Source organism: Modestobacter sp. VKM Ac-2986 (genome assembly GCF_026967795.1).
Taxonomy (GTDB): Bacteria; Actinomycetota; Actinomycetes; order Mycobacteriales; family Geodermatophilaceae; genus Modestobacter.
In genome coordinates, this window is the sequence record NZ_JAPVBH010000009.1 from 47,774 (window position 1) to 67,516 (window position 19,743).

Genomic DNA, 19,743 nt, shown 5'->3' on the forward strand with positions numbered 1-19,743 from the left:
CCAGTTACCGGCCCGGCAGCCAGCCTCGCTGCAGGGCGGTCATCACCGCGGCCGTGCGGCTGTGCGCGCCGGTCTTCTGCAGCACCGCCGCCACGTGCTTCTCGACCGTCTTGGGGGAGAGCACCAGCGCCCCGGCCACCTGCCGGTTGCTGAACCCGCGGGCGAGCAGGACGAGCGTCTCCTGCTCCCGCCGGGTCAACGGGGACGGCGTGGTGCGGTCGGGCACCCGGTCGTCCCCGCCCCGGCGGGCGAGCAGGTGGGCCAGGGCGGGGTCGGTGGTCCCCGCACGGACGATCGCCGGGACCACGGACTGGGTGAGCAGCTCGAGCTCGTCGACCTCGGCCGCGGTGAACCGGCGGGCCCGGCAGGCGAAGACGACGTTGGCGCCCACCACGTCACCGCGCCACCACAGCGGCACGGCCAGGACGGCACCGGCGTGCGCGGCGCCACCGGCGGCGAGGTGGCCGGCGTGCACCTGGCCGTAGGTCGGCAGCACCACCGGACGCCGGCGCGCGACCACCTGCCCGGTGACGCCCTCGTCGAGCGGGAAGCTGCTGCCCAGCCGGCACGACGTCCCGCGCTCGGCGAGCTTGGCGTAGCGGTCCCGGGAGCCCTCGACCAGGGACACGCTGCCGGCCGCGGCCTGGACCAGGCTGCCGCTGCTGGTGATCAGCCGGCGGAGCAGCCCGGCGACCGGGGGGAGGGCGGCGTGCGTCTGGTCCTGCGTGCCTGGCGCCATGCGACTCCTCGTCGAGTCCGCGGCCCGACGGTGGCGCCGGGCCGGCCCACCCGCCCACCGTGCGCGGACCGGGCCCGGTCGCGCGCACGGGGCCGCCGGCCGACAGTACGAGCGCCGGCGGGGGAGCGGAACGGGTCCGGGCACGTCCCCGGTGGCCGGGGCCACCGGGGACGTGCCCGGACCAGGTGCCGTTCGCGCGTGGGGTCAGGACTCCTGGCCGGGGACGACGCCCGCGGGCAGGGTGGGCGCCGCGGCGGCGGCGGTCTTCGCGTTCTGCCGGGTGCGCCGCTCGACGTACTTGGCCAGCTGCGACAGCAGCACGTTGATCACGATGTAGATCAGCGCGGCGGCGACGTAGAGCTGGAACGTGTAGTCGTTGCCGAAGCGGGGCGTGAAGTACTCGACCAGGCTGCGCGCCTGCCGGAGCAGCTCGAAGTAGCCGATGATGAAGCCCAGCGAGCTGTCCTTGAGCAGCACCACCAGCTGCGCGATGAGGATCGGCAGCATCCGGCGCACCGCCTGCGGGAGCAGGACCAGGGTCATCACCTGCGACTTGCGCATCCCGACCGCCAGGGCCGCGTCGCGCTGGCCGCGGTCGACCGACAGGATGCCGGCCCGGACGATCTCGGCGATGACGGCCATGTTGTAGAGCACCAGCCCGGCGGTCAGCGCCACGTAGGTGCTGAGCCGGATGCCGAAGCCCGGCAGCACGAAGTACAGCGCGAAGATGACCACCAGCAGCGGGATCGCCCGGAAGAACTCGATGACCGCGGCGACCGGCAGCCGCACCCACCGGTGGTCCGACAGCCGGGCGACGGCCAGCAGCATGCCGAGCACGGTGGCCAGCACCATCGCCAGCGCAGCGGCCTGCAGCGTGCGCAGCAGCGCCTCGAACAACCGCTGCGGGACGTTGGTGCTCGGGTCGAACAGGATCGCCCAGCGCTGGCCCTCGAGCTGGCCGTTGCCGCCCAGCCGGACGAGCACGAAGGCGACGATCGCCAGGACGACGAGGGCGCCGACGACCGTGCCGATCCGGGTGCGGGCGCGCGCCTTCGGGCCGGGGACGTCGAAGAGGACGGGCGTGGTCATCGGAGGATCGCCACCCGGCGCTCGATGCGGTGGATCCCGTAGGCCGAGGGCACGGTGATCAGCATGTAGCCGACCACGACCGCCAGCAGGATCAGCAGGATGTCCCCGGCGTTGGCGTTGGCCAGCCGGGGGAGGGTCGCGGCGAGCTCCGTGGTGGCGAAGCCGGCGGCGATCGAGGTGTTCTTGACCATGGCGATCCAGACGTTGCCGAGCGGGGGCACCACGGTCCGGAACGCCTGGGGGAGCACGACCTCGCGCAGCGACTGGCCGAACGTGAGCCCGATCGCGCGGGCGGCCTCGGCCTGGCCCGGGCCGACCGAGTTGATGCCCGAGCGGAGCGCCTCGGCGACGAAGGCCGCGGTGTAGAGGCCGACGGAGAGCACCGCCCCGACGAAGAAGCTGACCACGAAGTCGATCTGCGGCAGCCCGAAGACGATGAAGAAGAAGACGACCGTCAGCGGGGTGTTGCGGAACGTCTCCACGTAGAAGGTCGCCAGCCCGCGCAACGGCGGGATGGGGCTGACCCGCATCGCCGCCAGGACGGTGCCCAGGACGAGCGCCAGCAGGCCCGCCAGCAGGGACAGGCCCAGCGTCGTGAGGAAGGCGTCCCGCAGCAGCGGGAAGTTGTCGGTGAAGAACTGCACTGCGCCTCCTCTCGAGGCCGTGGCGCGGCACCGCCGGGTGGGTCACCCACCCGGCGGTGCCGCGGGGGAGGTCAGTAGCGGTCGACGGTCGGCGGCTCGGGCGCCTCGGTGCCGCTGATGGCGCCGGCGGTGGCGTCCCAGGCGGCGGCCCAGGAGCCGTCCTCGAAGGACTCCTCGAGGGTGTCGTTGATGAAGTCGCGGAACTCGTCGTCGCCCTTGGTGATGCCGATGCCGTAGGGCTCCTCGGTGAACGGCTCGCCCACCAGCTCGAAGCCGTCGGGGTTGCCCGCGACCAGGCCGGTGAGGATGACGTTGTCGGTGGTGACCGCGTCGACCTGGCCGTTGGTGAGGGCGTCGGCGCACTTGGAGTAGACGTCGAACAGCGTCAGCTGGGCCTCGGGGTACTTGGTGCGGATGTTCTCCGCGGGCGTCGAGCCCTCCACCGAGCAGACGTTCTTCCCGGCCAGGGCGTCGGGGCCGGTGATGGCCAGCGGGTTGCCCTTGGCGACCATGATGTCCTGACCGGCCACGTAGTACGGGCCGGCGAAGTCGATCAGCTGCTTGCGCTTGTCGTTGATCGTGTAGGTCGCGATGACCATGTCGACCCGGTCCTCGGTGATGGCCGATTCGCGGTTGGCCGAGACCGTCTCCACCCACTCGATGCCCGAGGCCTCGATGCCGAGCTTGCTGGCGATGATCGCGGCGACCGAGGCGTCGAAGCCCTCGGGGACGCCCTGGGGGTTCAGCAGGCCGAAGCCGGGCTGGTCGAACTTGGTGCCGACCCGGATCGTGCCGGCCTCGGACAGCTCGGCCATGGTCGTGCCGGCCGCGAACTCGGCGCCGGTCGCGACGGAGGGGGCGGCGCTGGCGGCCTGCTCGGCCTGGTTGCCGGCCTCGCTGGAGCAGCCGGTCAGCACGACGCCTGCGGCGGCGAAGGCGGCCGCGAATCGGGTGATGCGCATGGAGGGTCCTCTCGTGGGGGTGCGGGTGGTCAGTGGTTCAGGATCTTGGAGAGGAAGTCCTTCGCCCGGTCCGAGGACGGGGCGGTGAAGAAGGTCTCCGGGACGGCGGACTCGACGATCCGGCCGGCGTCCATGAAGACGACCCGGTTGGCCGCCCGGCGGGCGAAGCCCATCTCGTGGGTCACCACGACCATGGTCATGCCGTCGCGGGCCAGCGACGTCATCACGTCGAGGACCTCGTTGATCATCTCCGGGTCCAGGGCCGAGGTGGGCTCGTCGAAGAGCATCACCTTCGGGTCCATCGCCAGCGCCCGGGCGATCGCCACGCGCTGCTGCTGGCCACCGGAGAGCTGGGCGGGCACCTTGTCGGCCTGGTGCCCGACGCCGACCCGGTCCAGCAGCTCGCGGGCGCGCTTCTCGGCGTCGGCCTTCGACTGCTTGCGGACCTTGATCGGCCCCAGCGTCACGTTCTCCAGGATGGTCTTGTGCGCGAAGAGGTTGAAGCTCTGGAACACCATGCCGACGTCGGCGCGCAGCCGGGCCAGCTCCTTGCCCTCCTCGGGCAGGCGCTGGCCGTCGATGGTGATCTCACCGCTCTCGATGCCCTCCAGGCGGTTGATCGTGCGGCACAGGGTCGACTTGCCCGACCCCGAGGGGCCGATGACGACGACCACCTCACCGCGGTCGATCGACAGGTCGATGTCCTGCAGGACGTGGAGTTCGCCGTACCACTTGTTGACGCCGGACAGGCGGACGAGAGGCTCTCCGGTCGGACGTTCGGTCACAGCGGGTGACCCTAAGCGGCTCGTGGTGGCCCGGACGTCGCCTGGTCATCACGAAGCTGTAACGAACACGTCGTCCGCCGGGGAGTTCCCGGCCGGCAGAGGTCCTCGTCACGTTCCGGCGTCCGGTCGGGGCCGGGCGGACGGCGTCCCCGGCGCACCTCTCTACGATGCGGTGGTGGACGGCAAGACCTACCTCGTGCGCACCTACGGCTGCCAGATGAACGTGCACGACTCCGAGCGGCTCTCCGGCCTGCTCGAGTCGGCCGGTTACACGGCGGCCCCCGAGGGCACCGACGCCGACGTCGTCGTGCTCAACACCTGCGCCGTCCGGGAGAACGCCGACAACCGGCTCTACGGCAACCTCGGCCACCTGCGCCCGGTCAAGGACGCCCACCCCGGCATGCAGATCGCCGTCGGCGGCTGCCTGGCACAGAAGGACCGCGGGGAGATCGTCCGCCGCGCGCCCTGGGTCGACGTCGTGTTCGGCACCCACAACGTCGGCTCGCTGCCGGCGCTGCTGGAGCGCGCCCGGCACAACGAGGAGGCCCAGGTCGAGATCAAGGAGGCCCTGGAGGTCTTCCCCTCGACGCTGCCGGCCAAGCGGGACTCCGCGCACTCGGGCTGGGTGTCGATCAGCGTCGGGTGCAACAACACCTGCACGTTCTGCATCGTCCCGGCGCTGCGCGGCAAGGAGAAGGACCGCCGGCCCGGCGACGTCCTGGCCGAGGTGCAGGCGCTGGTCGACCAGGGCGTGCTCGAGGTGACCCTGCTGGGGCAGAACGTGAACGCCTACGGCGTCGAGTTCCGCGAGCGGGGCGCCTTCGCCGACCTGCTGCGCGCCGCCGGCCGGATCGAGGGCCTGGAGCGGATCCGCTTCACCAGCCCGCACCCGCGCGAGTTCACCGACGACGTCATCGACGCCATGGCCGAGACGCCGGCGGTCTGCCACCAGCTGCACATGCCGCTGCAGTCGGGCTCGGACGACGTGCTGCGCCGCATGCGCCGCGGCTACCGGCGGGACCGCTACCTGGGGATCATCGACCGGGTCCGGGCCGCGATGCCCGACGCGGCGATCACCACCGACATCATCGTGGGCTTCCCCGGCGAGACCGACGCCGACTTCGAGGACACCCTCGACGTCGTCCGGCGGGCCCGGTTCTCCAGCGCCTTCACCTTCCAGTACTCCAAGCGCCCGGGTACGCCGGCCGCGGAGATGGAGGGGCAGCTGCCCAAGGAGGTCGTGCAGGAGCGGTACCTGCGGCTGACCGCGCTGCAGGACGAGATCAGCTGGGCGGAGAACACCGCGCAGATCGGGCGCCGGGTCGAGCTGCTGGTCGCCGCGGGGGAGGGCAGCAAGGACGCCGCCCGCGGGCGGCTGTCCGGTCGGGCCCGTGACGGCCGGCTGGTGCACTTCACCGCCGCGGACGGCGTCCGGCCCGGCGACGTGGTGGAGACGGTCGTGACCGCGGCCAAGCCGCACTTCCTGGTCGCCGACGGTGTGCTGCTGTCCCACCGGCGCACCCGGGCCGGTGACGCCAGCGAGGCCGGCACCCGCCCGACCACGCCCGGCGTCTCGCTCGGGATGCCGCAGTTCGGCGTCCCCGCGCCCCTGCCGGTGGCTGCGCCCGCCTGCGCCTGACGCGCCGAGGGCCCGTCACCCCGGTGGGGTGACGGGCCCTCGGTCCAGTGGTTACTTGCCGGGGTGCAGCAGGACCTTGGTCCAGCCGTCCTCGCGCGCGTCGAACTTCTCGTAGCCCTCGACGGCCTCGTCCAGGCCCAGCTCGTGGGACACGATGAAACCCGGGGTCGCCCGGCCGGTGATGATCAGGTCGCGCAGCTCGCGGTTGTACCGCTTGACCGGCGCCTGGCCGGTGCCCATCGACTGGCCCTTGGTGAAGAACTGGCCGTACTGGAAGGGGATGCGCCCCTCCTTGGCCAGGTCGCTGGAGGCACCCGGGTCGCTGGGCATGTAGACGCCGACGACGCCGATGCCGCCGCGGGCCTTGACCACCTGCACCAGGTTGTCCAGCACCAGCTCGGGGTGCTCCTCGCCGGCGGAGTCGTGCGCCTGGTAGCCGACGGCCTCGACGCCGCGGTCGACGCCGACGCCGTCCGTGGCGTCCATGATCTGCTCGACCGGGTCACCGGCGCTGAAGTCGATCGGGGTCGCGCCGACCTGGGCGGCCAGCGCGAGCCGGTCAGGGGCCTTGTCGACGACGAAGACCTGCGAGGCGCCGCGCAGCATCGCGCTGTGGGCGGCCATCAGGCCGACGGGGCCGGCGCCGAAGACGGCGACGCGGTCGCCGGGGACCTGGCCCGACAGCTCCACGCCGTGCCAGCCGGTGGGGAAGATGTCCGACAGCATCGTGAAGTCGTTCTCGTGCTCGGTGCCCGCGGGGAGCGTCAGCAGGTTGAAGTCCGCCCACGGCACCCGCAGGAACTGGGCCTGACCGCCGTCGTAGGGGCCCATGTTGGCGTAGCCGTAGGCCGCACCGTCCATGCCCTCGGTGGGGTTGGCGCGGGTGCAGAAGGACGACCAGCCCTCGAGGCAGTTGCGGCAGGAACCACAGCCGATGTTGAACGGCACCGAGACGCGGTCGCCGACCTTGATCCGGTCGACGCCGGGGCCGACCTCCTCGACGATGCCCATGTTCTCGTGGCCGAGGACCTTGCCCTCCTCGACGTTGGTGCGGCCCTCGTACATGTGCAGGTCCGACCCGCAGATGTTCGTGGTGGTGATGCGGACGACGACGTCGGTGGGCGCCTGGATCGTCGGGTCCGCGACCTCCTCGACGGCGACGGTGCGCGGGCCTCGGTAGACGACTGCCTTCATGGTGGTGCTCCTTCGGTGCGCGTCGGATGGGGACCGGGGCGCATCGGGGCGGAGGGTGCCTGGTCGGTGCCGCTGCTCAGCACCCGGTCGCACGCTCGACGGTCCCGGTCCTCAGACGCCTACCCAACTGGTTGTGCCCCACACCGATGTAGGCCACCGGATGCGCGGTTCCGCACGTCACACCACCCGGCGTCGACCGACCGCGACGCCCCGCAAACGCAGCAGGGCCCGTCCGGACGACCGGACGGGCCCTGATCGACCTCCCCACGGGAGGTCCTGCGTCAGCGGCGGGAGGAGGCCTTCTGCGCCTCGGCCAGCCACTCGCGCCGGGTGGACAGCGCGTCCTGGGCCTCGGCGATCCGCTTGGCGTTGCCGGAGGCCTGGGCCTTGGCCAGCTGCTCCTCGGCCTTGGTGACCGCGGCCCGCATCGAGGTCAGCAGCGGGTTCTCCGGCTCCACCCGCGGGCGGCCGGCCTCGGCAGCGCCGCGGACCTTCTCCTCGACCGCGCGCATGCGGTCCTCCAGCTGGCGCATGACACCGCGGGGCACGTGCCCGATGGCGTCGTAGCGCTCCTGGATCTTCCGCAGTGCCTCCTGGGCGCCGCGCGCGTTCTTGCCGGGCTCGATCTTCTCGGCCTCGGCGAGCAGCTCCTCCTTGGCCTTCTGGTTGGCCACCTCGTCGGTGCTGCGCGCCTGGTCGTTGGCGGTGCGGGCGGCGAAGAAGACGTCCTGCGCCCCGCGGAACTTCTTCCACAGGTCGTCGTCGGTGTCCCGGCCGACCCGGGGCACGGCCTTCCAGCGGTCCATCAGCGCGCGCATCGCGGCGCTGGTGGGGCCCCACTCGGTGGAGGTCGAGAGCCGCTCGGCCTCGGCGATGAGCTCGCTCTTGGCCGCCCGCGCCTCGGCGCGCTGGGTGTCCAGCTGGGCGAAGTGCGCCCCGCGACGACGGCCGAAGGCGTCCCGCGCGGCGGCGAAGCGCTGCCAGAGCGCCTCGTCGGTCTTGCGGTCGATGCCCTTGATCGTCTTCCACTCCTCGACGATCGCCTTGAGGCGGTCGCCGGCGGCCTTCCACTGCGAGGAGTTCTCCGCGATGTCCTCGGCCTCGGCGGCCAGGGCCTCCTTGCGCTGGACCTGGACCGCGCGCTGCGCGGCCTTCTCGGCCCGGTTCGCCGCGACCGCGGTGTCGGCCATGCTGACCATCGCCCGGGCGCGGGCGGAGAGGCTGTCCAGGTCACCGACGGCCTGCGCCAGCGGGATCGTGTCGGCCAGCTCCTGGGCCTTCGTGCGGATCTCACCGGGGTTGCCGGTGTGCGCGGCCAGCCGCGCCTCCAGCAGGGTGACCTCGGTGGCCAGGTCGTCGAACCGGCGGCCGTAGTGGGCCAGTCCCTCGGCGGGCGCGCCGGCCTGCCAGGAACCGACCGAGCGCTCGCCGCCGGCGGTCTTCACGTACACGGTGCCGTCCTCGTCGACCCGGCCCCAGGCGGCGGGGTCGGAGGCCGGCGCGGCCGGGACGACGCTCGGGACGTCGCTGGGGGCGCGGCCGCTGCGGGCGCGGGCGGCGGGGGCGTCCTGGGGCTCGGCGGCGTCGGGGGTGGCGCCCAGCGGGCCCTCGTCGACGGGAGCGAGCTCGGTGACGGCGACGTCCTCGACGGCCGGCGCCGGGGCGTCGGTGTCCACCGGCGGAGCGGTGTCGGTGTCCGGTGCGGCGGTCTCGCGGGTCACCTCCGTGGACGCCGGCTGCTCGGCGACCGGCCCGGGGTCGTCGGCCTCCGGGAGGGCGGCGTCGGGGGTGGCACCCAGCGGCCCCTCGTCGACCGGGGCGACCTCGAGCATGGCTGTCTCGGGCTGCTCCTCGGGTGCGGTGGCGGGCTGCTGCGTCCGGTCTCCGGTGTTCTCCGTGCTCGACACGGTGAGGAGTCTCCCACGACTCATCCGCGACACTCCCTGGCGTGAGTCCTCCTCCGGTCACGGTCGCCTTCTGTCCGCAGCCGCCGCTCCTGCTGCCCGCCGTCTCCGGCGTGCCGGGCGCCGCCCTGACCGGGCTCCGGGCCGCGGCCTGCGCCGCCGTCACGACCCTCCTGGCCGCCTCCCCGGCGGTGGTGCTGGTCGTCGGCGACGGCCTGGACGGCGTCCGGTGCGGGCCCGGTGACAGCGGCGACCTGCGCGGCCACGGGGTGGACCTGGACCTGCCCTTCGCCGGGCCGGCCGCCCCGGGTGGGCTCCGGGTGCCGCTGCCGCACCTGATCGGCGCCTGGCTGCTGGACGAGGTCGGGCACACCGGGGCGCGGCTGGGCGTGGGCCCCGGCGACCTGGCCGCGGCGCTGGCCGGGGCGCCCGGCCCGGTGGGGGTGCTGGCGATGGGCGACGGGTCGGCCCGGCGCACCGAGAAGGCCCCGGGCGCCCTGGACCCGGACGCCGGGCCCTTCGACGGCGGGGTCGCCGCCGCCCTGGCCGCCGGTGACCCCGTCGCGCTCGCCGGCCTCGACCCGGCCGCGGGGGAGCGGCTGCTGGCCGCCGGTGTCCCGGTGTGGCGGTCGGTCGGGGCAGCACTGGCCGGGCACGCCTTCCGCGGTGGGGTCGGCTACGACGACGCCCCGTTCGGGGTCGGGTACCTCGTGGCCACCTGGACGCCGCGGTGAGCGGGCAGGCCCACGACGGAGCCGCCGCCGGGCCTCCGGTCGTCGCGGTCGTCGGCCCGACCGCGACCGGGAAGACCGCGCTGGCCGTCGCGCTGGCGCACCGGCTGGGTGGCGAGGTGGTCAACGCCGACTCGATGCAGCTCTACCGCGGCATGGACATCGGCACCGCCAAGCCCACCGCCGCCGAGACCGAGGGCGTGCCGCACCACCTGATGGACCTGTGGCACGTGCGGGAGCCGGCGTCGGTGGCGGAGTACCGGCAGCGGGCCCGGGCGGAGGTCGACCGGCTGCGTGCCGCGGGCGTCGTCCCGCTGCTGGTGGGTGGCTCGGGCCTCTACGTCCGCGCCGTGCTCGACGAGCTGGACTTCCCCGGCACCGACGCCGCCGTCCGATCCCGGTTGGGCGAGGAGCTGACGGTGGCGGGGTCGGCAGCGATGCACGACCGGCTGGCCGCCCTCGACCCGGCCGCGGCCACGGCGATCATGCCCAGCGACGGCCGGCGGGTGGTGCGGGCACTGGAGGTCATCGAGCTGACCGGGCAGCCCTTCTCCGCCCGGCTGCCCGAACCGCGGGCGCACTACCCGGCGGTCACCGTCGGCCTGGACCGGGAGACCGCGGAGCTGGACGACCGGCTGGCCCGGCGGGTCGACGCGATGTGGGCCGCCGGGTTCGTCGCCGAGGTCGAGCAGCTGGCCGCCGACGGGCTGCGCGAGGGGCCGACGGCGTCCCGGGCGCTGGGCTACGCGCAGGTGCTGCAGCAGTTCGACGGGCTGCTCACCCCGGCCGAGGCGGTCGAGCGCACGGTGGTCACCACCCGCCGGTTCGTCCGCCGGCAGCGGTCCTGGTTCCGCCGGGACACCACCACCAGCTGGTTCGACGCCGCCCAGCCCGACCTGGTCGACGCGGTCGAGGCGCTGGTCGCCGCCCGTACGATCGGGGCGTGATCGACAGCGACCCGCGGGTGCTCCTGGGCCACGGCACGGAGAACGACTTCGTCGTCCTGCCCGACCCCGACGGCACGGTGTGGCCGGAGCAGCGGCTGGACGGCGAGCTGGTCCGCCGGCTCTGCGACCGGCGCGCGGGCCTCGGCGGGGACGGCGTCCTGCGGGTCGTCCGCAGCGCGCACGTGCCCGACGCCCCGGCCGTCCTCGGTGCGGCCCTGGGTGACTGCGAGTGGTTCATGGACCACCGCAACGCCGACGGCTCGTACGCCGAGATGTGCGGCAACGGCATCCGGCTCTACCTGCACGTGCTGCTCACCGAGGGGCTGCTGGACCGTGCGTCGGCCGAGGCCGGGGTGCTCGTCGGCACCCGCGGCGGACCGCGCCGGGTCGGTGCCCGTCCGGACGGCGGCTACTGGGTGGACATGGGCCCGGCAGTGCCGCTCGGGCGCAGCGCGGCCCGGATCGCCGGCGTCTCGTACCCGGGGTCGGGCGTCTCGATGGGGAACCCCCACCTGGTCTGCCTGACCCACGTCGAGGTCGACACCCTCGATCTCACGGTGCTCCCGGGCGTCGACCCGGCGATGTTCCCCGACGGCGTCAACGTCGAGATGGTCAACATCCTCGAGGCGACCGACGCCCCCACCGGTCCCTCCGCGCACGTCCGGCTGCGGGTGCACGAGCGCGGGGTGGGGGAGACCCGGTCCTGCGGCACCGGCGCCTGCGCCGCGGCCTACGCGACCCTGCAGGCCGGCGGCCGGACCGCCGGGACCGTCGTGGTCGACGTCCCGGGCGGCCGGCTCACCGTCGCCTTCGACGGGACGACGACGGTGCTCTCCGGCCCCGCCGTCGTCGTCGCCACCGGCGTGCTCACCCCGGAGTGGCTCGCCGGCTGACCCGCCCCGGTCTGCGCCGCTCGGCTCAGCGGCTCGGGGCTGCGTCGTCCGGGCTGCGCGGCTCGGGGCTGCGTCGTCCGGGCTGCGCGGCTCAGGGCTGTGCTGCGCCGCCCGAGGCCGCGTCGTTGTCGCCGGGGGCGTCGCCGTCGTCACCGCGCGGGGTGCCGCGGCCGGTGTCCTGGTCTGCGCCGCCGAAGGGGTTGCGCGGCACTGCCAGGCCGACCGGGTCGCGGCCCGGGTCGTCGAGTTCGCCGTCGGAGTTGGTGGTGGGGTCGGTCATCGTCGTCCTCCCTGTGCTGGATGCGTCCTGCGCGACCTACCCGGCGCTGCCGGACCCAACCGGCGCCGCGGTGACGTCGAGCTCGCGGGGCAGGTCGCGCATCGTCAGCAGCGGGCTGAGCAGCACGGGCAGGCACGCTGCGAGACCGCCCGCGGTGGCGATCCAGAGCGCGGGCAGGACGCCGAGCCAGGAGCCCAGGACGCCGCCCAGCAGACCGCCCAGCGGCATCCCGCCGTAGACGATGAACCGCACCGAGGCGTTCATCCGGCCCAGCAGCCCGGGCGGGCACAGCCGCTGCCGGAAGCTGACCTGGGTGACGTTGTAGACCACCGTGGACCAGCTCAGCACGAACCAGCCGGTGGTCAGCAGGACCACGGGGGCGCCCACGGCGGCCAGCGGCACGAACGCCCCGGCCGCGGCGAACACGACCGCCGAGAGCGGGATCGACCGGCCCTCCCCGACCCGGCGGGCGAAGCGGGCCGCGGTGGCCGCGCCCAGCAGACCGCCGACCGCACCGAGGGAGAAGACCAGCCCGAGGGTGGCCTCCGACAGGCCGAGCGTGCGGATCACGTAGAGGACGAGCAGGGCGTTGGTCATCGCGCCGAAGAGGTTGGCCGTGCCGGTGCAGGCCACGATCCGGCGCAGCAGCGGGTGCCGGACGACGAAGGACAGGCCCTCGGCGATCTCGGTGCGCAGCGGTCGCCGCGCCGCCCGGTCGGGCACCACGTCGGGCCGGTCGATGCGGCCGATGAACAGCGCCGACAGCAGGAACGAGACCGCGTCCACCACGATCAGCAGCGGTGCGCCCAGGACCCGCAGCAGCACACCGGTGGCGCCCGGACCGGCGACGTGCGCCACCGCCCGGCTGGCCTCGAGCTTGCCGTTGCCGTCGACGAGCTGGTCGGGGTCGACCAGCGCGGGCAGGTAGCTCTGGTAGGCCACGTCGAAGAAGACCGTCGCGGTGCCGGTCACCGCGGCGACGACGAACAGCTGGCCCAGGCCGAGCAGGTCGGTCAGGTACGCGACCGGCAGCGTGGCCAGCACGGCGGCCCGGACCAGGTCGGCGGTCACCAGCACGCGCTTGCGCCGCCAGCGGTCCACCCAGGCGCCGGCGGGGAGCCCGACGAGCAGGAACGCGGCGGTCTCCAGGGCGGTGAGCACGCCCATCTGCAGCGGCGTCGCGTCGAGCAGGGTGACGGCGATGACCGGCAGGGCCAGCATCGTCACCTGGGTCCCGACCTGGCTGATGGTCTCGGCGGCCCAGAGGTGGCGGAAGTCGCGGTGCCGCAGGAGGCTGCGGTCGGTGGTCACGCGGGGAGACTGGCCGGTGCGATTGGGGAGTGTCAATCACTTTCCGGCGCGTCGTCCACGCGTGCGTCGTCCATAAGCTGGTGCCGTGAGCGGAGCCGAGGAGGGTCGCCGGTCGGCCACCGATGCCGAGGCCCGCGCGCTCGCCTCCGCCGTCCGGCTGCGGATCCTGCGGCTGTGCCGGGACACCGCGCTCACCAACAAGGAGCTCGCGGCGCGGCTGGGCCGCAACCCGGCCACGGTGCTGCACCACGTGCGCACCCTGCGCGAGACCGGCTTCCTGGCCGCCGAGCCGGAGCGGCGGGGGCCACGCGGGGCCCGCGAGGTGCCCTACCGGGCGACCGGGAAGAGCTGGCAGATGGACGGCGCCGGCGGCCCGGGGCCCAGGAAGGACCCCGCGCTGGGCGCCTTCCTGGAGGAGGTCGCCGAGGTGGGGGAGCGGCACCTGGAGAGCACCCGGCTGGCGCTGCGGCTGACCCCGGCGGACAAGGCCGAGCTGGAGGACCGGGTGCAGGCGCTGCTCGACGAGTTCGTCGCCCGGCCGCCGGACCCGGACGGGCAGAAGTGGTCGCTCTACCTCGGGATGCACCCGGAGCTCTGAGGTGTTGTACCGGGCGAGATGACGACAACTCATTCGCCCCGCACGCAGGGGCATGCCACGCTGGAGACGATGACGACACCGCAGAACCGCGCGATCCTCGAGGACGCCGAGGCCCGGGTTGACAAGGCCGCCCGGTCGCGCGACACGACCACCCCCACCCAGTGGGACCTGCCCGGTGAGACCCCGGGTTCCTACGCCCTGGAGGAGCGCAGTGCGCTCCGCCGCGTGGCAGGGCTGTCCACCGAGCTCACCGACGTCACCGAGGTCGAGTACCGGCAGCTGCGCCTGGAGCGCGTCGTGCTGGTCGGCGTCTGGACCGAGGGGACGGCGGTCGACGCCCAGCGCTCGCTGGCCGAGCTCGCCGCCCTCGCCGAGACCGCGGGCTCGGAGGTCCTCGAGGCCCTCGTGCAGCGCCGCGACAAGCCTGACGCGGGCACCTACGTGGGCTCGGGCAAGGCCAACGAGATCCGCGACATCGTCGCCGCGACCGGTGCGGACACCGTGATCTGCGACGGTGAGCTGACCCCCGGCCAGCTGAACCAGCTGGAGAAGATCCTGAAGGTCAAGGTGGTCGACCGGACCGCGCTGATCCTGGACATCTTCGCCCAGCACGCCACCAGCCGGGAGGGCAAGGCCCAGGTCGAGCTGGCGCAGATGCAGTACATGCTGCCGCGCCTGCGTGGCTGGGGTGAGTCGCTGAGCCGGCAGGCCGGTGGCCGCGTCGCCGGTGGTGGCGGCATCGGTACCCGTGGACCGGGTGAGACCAAGATCGAGACCGACCGTCGTCGCATCCGGTCCCGGGTGAGCAAGCTGCGCAAGGAGATCGCCGGCATGGCGACCGCCCGGACGACGCAGCGCAACTCCCGCGACCGCAACGCGACGCCCAGCGTGGCCATCGCCGGCTACACGAACGCCGGCAAGTCCAGCCTGCTCAACCAGCTCACCGACGCCGGGGTGCTGGTGCAGGACGCGCTGTTCGCCACCCTGGACCCGACGGTCCGGCGCGCGGAGACCGTCGACGGTCGCGAGTACACGCTCACCGACACCGTCGGCTTCGTCCGGCACCTGCCGCACCAGCTCGTCGATGCGTTCCGGTCGACGCTGGAGGAGGTCGCGGCCAGCGACCTGCTGCTGCACATCGTCGACGGTTCCGACCCCGACCCGCTGGGCCAGATCAACGCGGTGCACGTCGTGCTCAACGAGATCGACGCCTCCTCGGTCCCCGAGCTGATCGTGGTCAACAAGGTCGACGCGATGAGCGAGGAGGACGTGCTCCTGCTCCGCCAGGCGCTGCCGGGCGCGGTGTGGGTCTCGGCCCGCACCGGCGAGGGCATCGAGGCGCTGCGCGACGTCATCGCCGCGCGGCTGCCGCACCCGGCCGTCCACGTCGAGGTGCTCGTGCCCTACGACCGGGGTGACCTGGTCGCCCGGGTGCACCGCGACGGCGAGGTCCTCGAGGAGACCCACGAGGCCGAAGGGACGCGGCTGGTCGCCCAGGTCGACGCGGGCCTCGCGTCCCTCCTCGAGCCGTTCCCCGCTCCGGTCGCCGGGGACTGACGCAGGACCCCGCTCCTCCCACCGACGGGGCCGTGCCGCACTGCGGCACGGCCCCGTCGGCGTTCCCGGGCGGCCCGGCCCGGCCGGTACGGTGAGCCGGTGGTCAGGGGCGGAGCGCTGCGGCCCTCGTCCGGCCCGGGCGAGGTCGTCGCGCCGGTGACCGGCACCGGCCGGCCGCCCCGGTGGTTGCTCGTGGTGGCCGCCCTCGTCACGCTGGCCGTTACGTTCGACCTGCTCACCGGTGGCGTGCTGGAGACGCTGGACCTGCGGGTGTCCGCCGTCGTCGACGCCTGGGACCTGCGCGGCTCCGCCCTGTACTGGCCGGTGTGGGTGTTCACCCAGGCCGGGGGTCGCGGCACGGTGCTGATCGTGCTGGCCGGGCTCGTGGCGTGGACCGCCGTCCGGCGGCGCACCTACGTCCCCGCGCTGCGCATCCTCCTCGCCCTGGTGCTGCTCACGGCCGTCGTCTACGCCTTCAAGTGGGGCACGGGGCGCACCGCGCCGGAGTACCCGGGCTCGTTCTTCCACCGCGGGGGCGGCAGCTACCCCTCCGGGCACGTGGCCAACGCCGTGCTGATGTGGGGGGTGGCCCGCTGGCAGGCGGTGGAGTTCGGGCTGCCCGCCCGGGCCCAGCGCGCCTTCTGGGCGCTCGCCGTCCTGGGGCCGTTCGTCACCGGGGTCACCATGGTCGCGCTGAACTTCCACTGGGTCACCGACGTGGTCGTCGGGCTGGCCGTCGGCGTGCTGCTCTTGGGCGTGGTTCATGCACTCGACGCGCTGCCGGTGTCAGGCTGGGTGCGTGCCAGAGCGGGCCGACAGCAGGGGTGACCGCGCCCGTCGCCACCACCGGGTGGCCGGTGCGGCGCTGAGCGCACCCCTGGGCGTGCTGGCCGTGTTCCTGCCGGCGGCCCCGGCGACGGCGGCCGACGCCTACGGGGCGCCCACGACGCGGTGCGAGATCACCGACGAGCGGCTGCCGGAGCTGTCCGGGCTGGTCGGCATCGGCGACGGCGTGCTGGCGATGAACGACGGCGGCGACCAGGCCGAGGTGTTCGCGCTGGACGGTGCGTGCGCGGTCGTCGAGGTGCGCACCGCGCCGGTCGACCCCTACGACCCCGAGGACCTCGCGGTCGGCCCCGACGGCACCGTGTGGCTGGCCGACATCGGGGACAACGACCAGGGGCGGGAGACGGTCGCGCTGATCGGGCTGCGTCCCGACGGCAGCAGCACGCTGACCCGGCTGACCTACCCCGACGGCGCGCACGACGCCGAGGCGCTGCTGATGGCCCCCGACGGCACGCCGTACCTGGTGACCAAGGAGGTCCTCGGCGCCAGTTCGGTCTACCGGCCCGACGAGCCGCTCGCCGACGGCGCGACCCTGCCGATGACCCGGGTCCTGGGGATGGGGTTCACCCTCACCGGCACCCCCGGTGGTCCGGTCGGCCGCGCCGGGCAGCTGCTGGTCACCGGGGGAGCGGTCTCCCGGGACGGGCAGCGCATCGCACTGCGCACCTACACCGACGCCTACGTGTGGCCGCTGACCGACTCCGACGTGGCCGGTGCGCTGGGCGGGTCACCGGTGCGGGTGCCGCTGCCGGACTCGCCGCAGGGTGAGGCGATCGCGTTCGCCGGCAACGACCGCGACCTGCTCGTCAGCAGCGAGGGGCTGCCGGCCGCGCTCACGCTCGTGCCGGTCGCCGCCGACCTCGCCCCCGCGCCGGCTGCGGACACCCCGGACGGTGAGGGCGACGGCGCCGCCGCTGCGGTGGACCTGACCGGCGGCGTCAACCCGGTCACCGCAGGCGTGGTCGCGGCCGGTGTGGCCACCGTGCTGGTCTGGGTCGGCGGCCGGCTCCGCCGCCGTCGCGAGGGCTGAGGGAGGACCTCCCTCAGCCCACGCCACGCTCCGCGCGGGACCCGGTGAGGAGGCCGGGCCGGCCGCTCCTGGTGGAGCGGCCGGCCGGGCGTCAGACCCGCCGCAGGACGGTGACGACGCGGCCCAGGACCGTGGCGTCGTCACCCGGGATGGGCTCGTACGCGGGGTTGTGCGGCATCAGCCAGACGTGCCCGTCGCGACGCTTGTAGGTCTTGACCGTCGCCTCGCCGTCGATCATCGCGGCCACGATCTCGCCGTTCTCCGCGGTCGGCTGCTGCCGGACGACGACCCAGTCGCCGTCGCAGATGGCCGCCTCGACCATCGAGTCACCGGCGACCTTGAGCATGAACAGCGTGCCCTCACCGACCAGCTCGCGGGGGAGTGGGAACACGTCCTCGACCGCCTGCTCGGCCAGCACGGGCCCACCGGCGGCGATCCGGCCGACGAGCGGCACGTACGTGGGCTGCGGGGTGCTGGCCTCGTCGACGGCGCCGGCGGCGGCGGACGCGGTCGGCTCGCCCGGGGACTCGGCCATCACGGTCGTCTCACCCGGCATCCGGACGTCCAGGGCGCGGGGACGGTTGGGGTCGCGCCGCAGCCAGCCCTTCCGCTGCAGCACCGACAGCTGGTGGGCGACCGAGGAGGCCGACGACAAGCCGACGGCCTCACCGATCTCCCGCACCGACGGGGGGTAGCCGCGGCGGTCGATCGAGTCGCGGATGACCTCGAGCACCCGGCGCTGGCGCTGGGTGAGACCGTCGCCGGCCTCCGCGCGCTCGGGGAACTCGCGGACGGCGGCGACCGTCCCGCTCCCCGTCGTGGCGTCGGTGCCGGGGGCCTCGGCCGTCGCGCGGGCTCGCCGCGAGCGGCCGGTTCCGCCTGCCGTGGGGCCGTCGGCCGCCATGTGTCCTCCTCGTCCGGCTGCCGGGGCAGCAGTTCCCAGTCGCTCACGCCCGGCACCGGGGGCCGGGGGAGCGGTCCGGTCAGCGATCTCGGTAGCACGGTAGCGGGTCACACCGGTGTAGTTCAAACACGTGTTCGAACGCGTCGCGCGTCCGGGGCTGGACTTGTCGGTGGGATGCGGTAGACATTCGCACAGACGTTCGAATCGAACAGGCGTTCGAGGCGGCCCTTTCCCGAGGTGCGGCCCCGGGGGACCGCCTGGGCGCACCGGGCGTCCGACGACGACCCGTAGCCAGACCTCCAGGAGCCCCCCGATGGTCAGCCCGCAGCTCGATGTCCCCGCCTCGCCCGTGGCACCCCTGACCCGGGTGCCACGCGTGCGGCGGCCGGCCGCGTCGCCCGCCCGCCCGGCCGCGGTGTGCGGCCAAGGCCTCCTGGGCCGCGGGCCGCAGCCGGTCGGCCCGGTCACCGCACGGCGCGACCCGGCCCGCCCCGGCGCCCGGCCGGCCCGGTTCGACGGTGCAGCCGCCGGCCGGCCCGTCCGGGGCGGGTGCGCCGGTGAGGCCCGGCCCGTGGTGCGGGTGCGCCGCCGGCCGGTCACCGGGCACCCGGCGGCCCCGCTGCGGCTCACCGCGCGCGGACGCCAGGTGGTGGCCGGCCTGTCGATCGCGATCGGGCTGTCGCTGGCCGCGGGCACCGTCGTGACCGTCGAGCTGCGGGGCGGCGGCCTGCAGCTGGCCGGCTCGGACACCGTCGTCGTGCGGTCGGGGGACACCCTGTGGTCCATCGCCGGGAACGTCGCACCCGACCAGGACCGGCGGGCCGTGGTCGACGCGATCGTGGAGCTCAACGGGCTCGACAGCGTCGACCTGCTGCCCGGCGCGCAGCTGCAGCTGCCCTGAACCGCCGGGTCTCCCGGCGTGGCGCGGGAAAGCGCCTGGTACAGGCGGGACCGGTGCGACACGGGACGACGCGCCGGGACCCAGGGGTTGTACGGGTAGTGGTGCGGGGCTAACCTCACCCCAACATCTTGTGTGACAGAGATGTTGTTCCGCTCCACAGGCGCTTCCCCAGGTCAGCCCCAGGACATCCACCGGATGTCCCCCGGGCGGTCCACAGGGAGTGCCCCCACGGCCGCCCCGGCGGCCCGCCGATCGAGGAGGTGCCCGGTGCGCTGTCCGTTCTGCCACAGCCCTGACAGCCGGGTCGTCGACTCGCGGGAGACCGACGAGGGCGCCAGCACGCGCCGCCGCCGGTCGTGCCCGGTGTGCGGTCGCCGCTTCACCACCGTGGAGGAGCCGGTGCTCGCCGTCGTCAAGCGCAGCGGCGTCAGCGAGCCCTTCGACCGCAACAAGGTCATCGCCGGGGTCCGTCGGGCCTGCCAGGGGCGCCCGGTCGACGAGGGGCAGCTCGCCGTCCTCGCCGCCAAGGTCGAGGACGCCGTGCGCGCCACCGGGGCCGCCGAGGTCCCCAGCAACGAGGTCGGCCTGGCCATCCTCGGGCCGCTGCGCTACCTCGACGAGGTCGCCTACCTCCGGTTCGCCAGCGTCTACCGGTCCTTCTCCTCGGCGGCGGACTTCGAGAAGGAGATCGCCGAGCTCAAGCGGCTCCGGCCCGAGGTCGCCGACAACGGCCCGCCCGGCGTCGCCGCCGGGTCGCCGCCCGGCTGACCTCCACCCCGGCCCCCACGC

At 74.3% G+C, this 19,743-nt stretch carries 20 protein-coding genes; 10 read left to right on the plus strand and 10 right to left on the minus strand.

The features are described from left to right. Window positions 1-4 precede the first annotated feature (4 nt). From O2W14_RS19770 to O2W14_RS19790, 5 genes are all read right to left on the minus strand, one after another. Window positions 5-739 (minus strand): LuxR C-terminal-related transcriptional regulator, encoded by a 735-nt coding sequence (locus tag O2W14_RS19770; protein WP_269177847.1) that lies wholly within the window; start codon window positions 737-739, stop codon window positions 5-7. A 204-nt stretch (window positions 740-943) separates the two neighbouring features. Then, window positions 944-1,828, minus strand: a complete 885-nt coding sequence (locus O2W14_RS19775; protein ID WP_269177848.1) for an amino acid ABC transporter permease — start codon at window positions 1,826-1,828, stop codon at window positions 944-946. After that, window positions 1,825-2,472 carry an amino acid ABC transporter permease gene (locus tag O2W14_RS19780; protein ID WP_269177849.1) on the minus strand — a complete coding sequence of 216 codons (648 nt, stop codon included), beginning with the start codon at window positions 2,470-2,472 and terminating at the stop codon, window positions 1,825-1,827. Before O2W14_RS19780 ends, O2W14_RS19775 begins: the two co-directional genes overlap by 4 nt. Window positions 2,473-2,543: 71 nt before the next feature. Beyond that, entirely contained in the window at window positions 2,544-3,434 is an 891-nt protein-coding gene (locus O2W14_RS19785; protein ID WP_269177850.1) for a glutamate ABC transporter substrate-binding protein, read from the minus strand. A gap of 29 nt (window positions 3,435-3,463) precedes the next feature. Next, entirely contained in the window at window positions 3,464-4,183 is a 720-nt protein-coding gene (locus O2W14_RS19790; RefSeq protein ID WP_442928845.1) for an amino acid ABC transporter ATP-binding protein, read from the minus strand. Between the two features lie 211 nt (window positions 4,184-4,394). Between O2W14_RS19790 and miaB the strand changes: the two genes are divergently transcribed. Beyond that, window positions 4,395-5,858 carry a tRNA (N6-isopentenyl adenosine(37)-C2)-methylthiotransferase MiaB gene (miaB, locus tag O2W14_RS19795; RefSeq protein WP_269177852.1) on the plus strand — a complete coding sequence of 488 codons (1,464 nt, stop codon included), beginning with the start codon at window positions 4,395-4,397 and terminating at the stop codon, window positions 5,856-5,858. A gap of 51 nt (window positions 5,859-5,909) precedes the next feature. Here miaB and O2W14_RS19800 read toward each other — a convergent pair whose 3' ends face one another. Together O2W14_RS19800 and O2W14_RS19805 are read right to left on the minus strand one after the other, a co-directional pair. Then, window positions 5,910-7,052: a glutathione-independent formaldehyde dehydrogenase gene (locus O2W14_RS19800; RefSeq protein WP_269177853.1), complete on the minus strand. Its 1,143-nt coding sequence runs from the start codon at window positions 7,050-7,052 to the stop codon at window positions 5,910-5,912. Window positions 7,053-7,333: 281 nt separating this feature from the next. After that, a complete protein-coding gene (locus tag O2W14_RS19805; protein WP_269177854.1) occupies window positions 7,334-8,959 on the minus strand; it encodes a DUF349 domain-containing protein in 1,626 nt (541 codons plus the stop codon). Window positions 8,960-9,000: 41 nt separating this feature from the next. On the opposite strand from O2W14_RS19805, the gene O2W14_RS19810 reads away from it, so the two are divergent. From O2W14_RS19810 to dapF, 3 genes are read left to right on the plus strand one after another with little or no spacing between them, the layout of a single operon-like run. Continuing rightward, window positions 9,001-9,690 carry a hypothetical protein gene (locus O2W14_RS19810; RefSeq protein WP_269177855.1) on the plus strand — a complete coding sequence of 230 codons (690 nt, stop codon included), beginning with the start codon at window positions 9,001-9,003 and terminating at the stop codon, window positions 9,688-9,690. Beyond that, window positions 9,687-10,634 carry a tRNA (adenosine(37)-N6)-dimethylallyltransferase MiaA gene (miaA, locus tag O2W14_RS19815; RefSeq protein WP_269177856.1) on the plus strand — a complete coding sequence of 316 codons (948 nt, stop codon included), beginning with the start codon at window positions 9,687-9,689 and terminating at the stop codon, window positions 10,632-10,634. The genes O2W14_RS19810 and miaA overlap by 4 nt, the downstream gene beginning before the upstream one ends. Beyond that, a complete protein-coding gene (gene dapF, locus O2W14_RS19820) occupies window positions 10,631-11,527 on the plus strand; it encodes a diaminopimelate epimerase (protein WP_269177857.1) in 897 nt (298 codons plus the stop codon). The genes miaA and dapF overlap by 4 nt, the downstream gene beginning before the upstream one ends. Window positions 11,528-11,618: 91 nt before the next feature. On the opposite strand, the gene O2W14_RS19825 is transcribed toward dapF, so the two are convergent. Both O2W14_RS19825 and O2W14_RS19830 read right to left on the minus strand, forming a co-directional pair. Continuing rightward, window positions 11,619-11,807, minus strand: coding sequence for a hypothetical protein (locus O2W14_RS19825; protein WP_269177858.1), 189 nt, complete (start codon window positions 11,805-11,807; stop codon window positions 11,619-11,621). A gap of 36 nt (window positions 11,808-11,843) precedes the next feature. Continuing rightward, window positions 11,844-13,118, minus strand: a complete 1,275-nt coding sequence (locus O2W14_RS19830; protein ID WP_269177859.1) for an MFS transporter — start codon at window positions 13,116-13,118, stop codon at window positions 11,844-11,846. 85 nt (window positions 13,119-13,203) lie between these two features. Between O2W14_RS19830 and O2W14_RS19835 the strand changes: the two genes are divergently transcribed. The 4 genes from O2W14_RS19835 to O2W14_RS19850 all read left to right on the plus strand — a co-directional run bounded on the left by O2W14_RS19835 (window position 13,204) and on the right by O2W14_RS19850 (window position 17,149). Continuing rightward, window positions 13,204-13,716, plus strand: a complete 513-nt coding sequence (locus O2W14_RS19835; protein ID WP_269177860.1) for an ArsR/SmtB family transcription factor — start codon at window positions 13,204-13,206, stop codon at window positions 13,714-13,716. Window positions 13,717-13,785: 69 nt separating this feature from the next. Then, the gene (hflX, locus tag O2W14_RS19840; protein ID WP_269177861.1) at window positions 13,786-15,273 is read left to right on the plus strand and encodes a GTPase HflX; all 1,488 of its coding nucleotides are present in this window, start codon (window positions 13,786-13,788) and stop codon (window positions 15,271-15,273) included. Between the two features lie 99 nt (window positions 15,274-15,372). Next, window positions 15,373-16,101 (plus strand): phosphatase PAP2 family protein, encoded by a 729-nt coding sequence (locus O2W14_RS19845; protein ID WP_269177862.1) that lies wholly within the window; start codon window positions 15,373-15,375, stop codon window positions 16,099-16,101. Beyond that, window positions 16,073-17,149: a hypothetical protein gene (locus O2W14_RS19850; protein ID WP_269177863.1), complete on the plus strand. Its 1,077-nt coding sequence runs from the start codon at window positions 16,073-16,075 to the stop codon at window positions 17,147-17,149. The genes O2W14_RS19845 and O2W14_RS19850 overlap by 29 nt, the downstream gene beginning before the upstream one ends. Window positions 17,150-17,240: 91 nt before the next feature. Here O2W14_RS19850 and lexA read toward each other — a convergent pair whose 3' ends face one another. Then, window positions 17,241-18,053 carry a transcriptional repressor LexA gene (lexA, locus tag O2W14_RS19855; RefSeq protein ID WP_269177864.1) on the minus strand — a complete coding sequence of 271 codons (813 nt, stop codon included), beginning with the start codon at window positions 18,051-18,053 and terminating at the stop codon, window positions 17,241-17,243. 376 nt (window positions 18,054-18,429) lie between these two features. On the opposite strand from lexA, the gene O2W14_RS19860 reads away from it, so the two are divergent. Next, entirely contained in the window at window positions 18,430-18,954 is a 525-nt protein-coding gene (locus tag O2W14_RS19860) for a LysM peptidoglycan-binding domain-containing protein (protein ID WP_269177865.1), read from the plus strand. Between the two features lie 267 nt (window positions 18,955-19,221). Continuing rightward, on the plus strand, window positions 19,222-19,722 hold the full coding sequence (nrdR, locus tag O2W14_RS19865) for a transcriptional regulator NrdR (RefSeq protein WP_269177866.1): 501 nt from the start codon (window positions 19,222-19,224) through the stop codon (window positions 19,720-19,722). Window positions 19,723-19,743: the final 21 nt, after the last annotated feature.